Here is a 2742-nt window from a genome sequence, read left to right as displayed (position 1 = left end):
CTGTAGAACTTTTAGGACGACGCCACTTCATGCCCGCCCCATCGCCTTGGTGGATGCCGCACGTCCACGCGGACAGACGCCCCTTTCTCCTGACGAGAAACCGGATTCAGGCCGCGTTCCGCGACTTTTTCGACGATCGGGACTTCATCGAGGTCGATCCGGCGACGCTGCAGGTCTCCCCCGGCAACGAGGCGCATCTGCATGCCTTTGCAACGGAAGCGATCGCGACGGACGGCAGCCGCAGCCCGCTTTTTCTCCACACCTCCCCGGAATTCGCCTGCAAAAAACTGCTCGTCGCCGGAGAGCGTCGCCTCTACGCGTTCGCCCACGTCTACCGAAACCGGGAACGCGGCCCCTTACACCATCCCGAGTTCACGATGCTCGAATGGTATCGAGCCGGAGAAACCTACGAGACCCTGATGGAGGATTGCGGAGAGCTGCTCCGGCTGGCTGTCGACCGGGCGGGTGCGAGAATCCTCTCCTTCCGTGGGCTCACCTGCGATCCCCGCCAGGCGCCGGAGCGCCTGAGCGTCGCGGAGGCATTCCGGCGCTATGCCGGCATCGACCTCCTCGCCACCATCGACGACAACGGGAAAACCGATCGCGACAGGTTGGCTGCGGCGCTGACGGCGGCCGGGTTGCGGGTTGCCGGGGACGATACCTGGTCCGACCTGTTCAGCCGGGTCATCGTGGAAAAGGTTGAGCCGCGACTCGGCCATGGCCGCGCCACGATTCTCGACGAATACCCGGTCGTCGAGGCGGCTCTGGCACGCCGGTCGGCTCGGGATCCGCGGGTGGCGGAGCGCTTCGAACTCTATGCATGCGGCGTGGAGCTCGCCAACGCTTTCGGCGAGTTGACCGATGCAGAAGAACAGCGCCGCCGCTTCCAGGATGAAATGATCGAGAAGATGCGTGTCTATGGGGAAACATATCCGCTCGACGAGGAATTTCTCGCCGCTTTGGCAGAGATGCCGGAGGCGAGCGGGATCGCTCTCGGCTTCGACCGTCTCGTGATGCTCGCCACCGGCGCCGCACGGATCGATCAGGTTCTGTGGGCGCCCGTTCCGGAGACCGTGCGATGAGCGAGCGCACCCTCAGGACCGCCCGCGACCTTGTCGATGGAGGATTGCTCTCCCCTGCCCGCCTCGCGGAGATCGAGCACGTTGCAGAGCGCTACGCCATCGCCATCAGCCCCGTCATTGCCGGACTGATCGATCGCAACGATCCCCATGATCCGATTGCGCGACAATTTCTTCCGGATGCGGCCGAACTGAGCCAGCGCGCGGAGGAGCGCGCCGATCCTATCGGGGACCTCGCCCATAGCCCTGTCGAGGGTATCGTCCACCGCTATCCCGACCGGGTGCTCCTCAAGGCGGTGCATGTCTGTCCGGTCTATTGCCGCTTCTGCTTCCGTCGCGAAATGGTCGGACCGCAAGGGCTCGGCACCCTGTCCCCGGAGGCGATGGATCGCGCCTTCGCCTATATCGCGTCTCGACCCGAGATCTGGGAGGTCATTCTCACCGGCGGAGACCCTTTGGTGTTGTCGCCGCGTCGCCTTGCCGAGATCATGGAGCGCTTGGCGCGGATCGATCACGTGAAGGTCGTTCGTTTTCACACCCGCGTGCCCGTTGTCGATCCCAATCACGTCAACGGCGAGCTGATCGCGGCGCTGATGGCATCGGGTAAAACGACCTACGTCGCGGTGCACGCCAATCACYCACGCGAGTTTGCTGCCGAGGCTCGTGCGGCGTGTGCGCGACTTGCCGATGCGGGTATCGCCCTGGTCAGCCAATCGGTGCTGTTACGTGGCGTGAACGACGATCCGGATACGCTGGCCGCACTCATGCGGAGCTTCGTCGAAAACCGCATTAAGCCCTATTACCTGCACCATCCGGATCTGGCTCCCGGAACAGAGCATTTCCGTCTCTCAATCGCGGAGGGGCAGGCGCTCGTTGCGGGCTTGCGCGGTCGCATTTCAGGATTGTGTCAACCGACCTATGTGCTCGACATCCCCGGCGGATACGGCAAGGCGCCGCTTGGACAGGGTGCGGTCGAAGCCGGGGAAGACGGCGCCTGCACTATCACCGACTATCGCGGACAGACGCACCTCTATCCGCCACGGGATTTCTGACCCGCTGCCTTCTCCATGGCGATGACCTTCATCTGACACCCGTCCCAATAGGGCTCGCCACCGAAGCGCTCGACGAGCAGATCGATCAGGACCCGTACCTTGCTCGGCACGTGCGCGCCCGGTGGGCGAACGACGTGAAGGCCACCCTCCGGCATCGGATAATCGAAGAGGATCACCTCGAGCGCGCCGCTTTCGATTGCGTCGGATGCCAGGAACGTCGGCAAGACGGTGATGCCGAGGCCGGCAATGGCGCCGTCGAGGAGAGATTCACCGCTGTCGGATCGAAACGGTCCGTGCGCGCGCACGGAGACCCAGCGCTTGCCGACGCGAAAGCGCCAGTTCTCGCGCTCCGACGTGCCCGTGTAGACGAGGCAGCGGTGGTCGATGAGATCCTCCGGCACCTTGGGCCTTCCATGCTCCGCGAGATAGGCGGGGCTTGCCACCACGACCGCTCGCAGCGGCGCTATCCGTCGGCTGACGAGGGTCGAATCCTTCAACGTGCCTAGGCGGATGGCCGCGTCGAACCGCTCGCCGATGAGATCGACGAACCGGTCGCTATAGGCGGCGTCGATCTCGAGCTTGGGGTGGCGTAGGGCCAATTCGGTCAACAG

The 2742-nt window shown here is 64.2% G+C and carries 3 protein-coding genes; 2 read left to right on the top strand and 1 reads right to left on the bottom strand.

Annotated features, from left to right (window positions below; genetic code table 11):
* Positions 1 to 29: 29 nt before the first annotated feature.
* Both epmA and AC1DT3_RS17285 read left to right on the top strand, forming a co-directional pair.
* Positions 30 to 1082, top strand: coding sequence for an EF-P lysine aminoacylase EpmA (gene epmA / locus AC1DT3_RS17290; protein ID WP_477466471.1), 1053 nt, complete (start codon positions 30 to 32; stop codon positions 1080 to 1082).
* Positions 1079 to 2131: a lysine-2,3-aminomutase-like protein gene (locus AC1DT3_RS17285; protein ID WP_477466470.1), complete on the top strand. Its 1053-nt coding sequence runs from the start codon at positions 1079 to 1081 to the stop codon at positions 2129 to 2131. The genes epmA and AC1DT3_RS17285 overlap by 4 nt, the downstream gene beginning before the upstream one ends.
* Here the strand turns inward: AC1DT3_RS17285 and AC1DT3_RS17280 are convergent.
* Positions 2110 to 2742, bottom strand: a 633-nt coding sequence (locus AC1DT3_RS17280; protein WP_477466469.1) for a substrate binding domain-containing protein, incomplete at its 5' end; no start/stop codon positions are given. The genes AC1DT3_RS17285 and AC1DT3_RS17280 overlap by 22 nt on opposite strands.

The organism is Microvirga sp. P4_G7, from assembly GCF_056401005.1.
The sequence above is the reverse complement of the archived record's forward strand: the minus strand, read 5'-3'. Positions and strand labels throughout refer to the sequence as shown.

What these genes read in the sequence shown, in the direction of transcription:
- epmA (WP_477466471.1), top strand. Translation starts at nt 30, where the DNA reads ATGCCCGCCCCATCGCCTTGGTGGATGCCGCACGTCCACGCGGACAGA.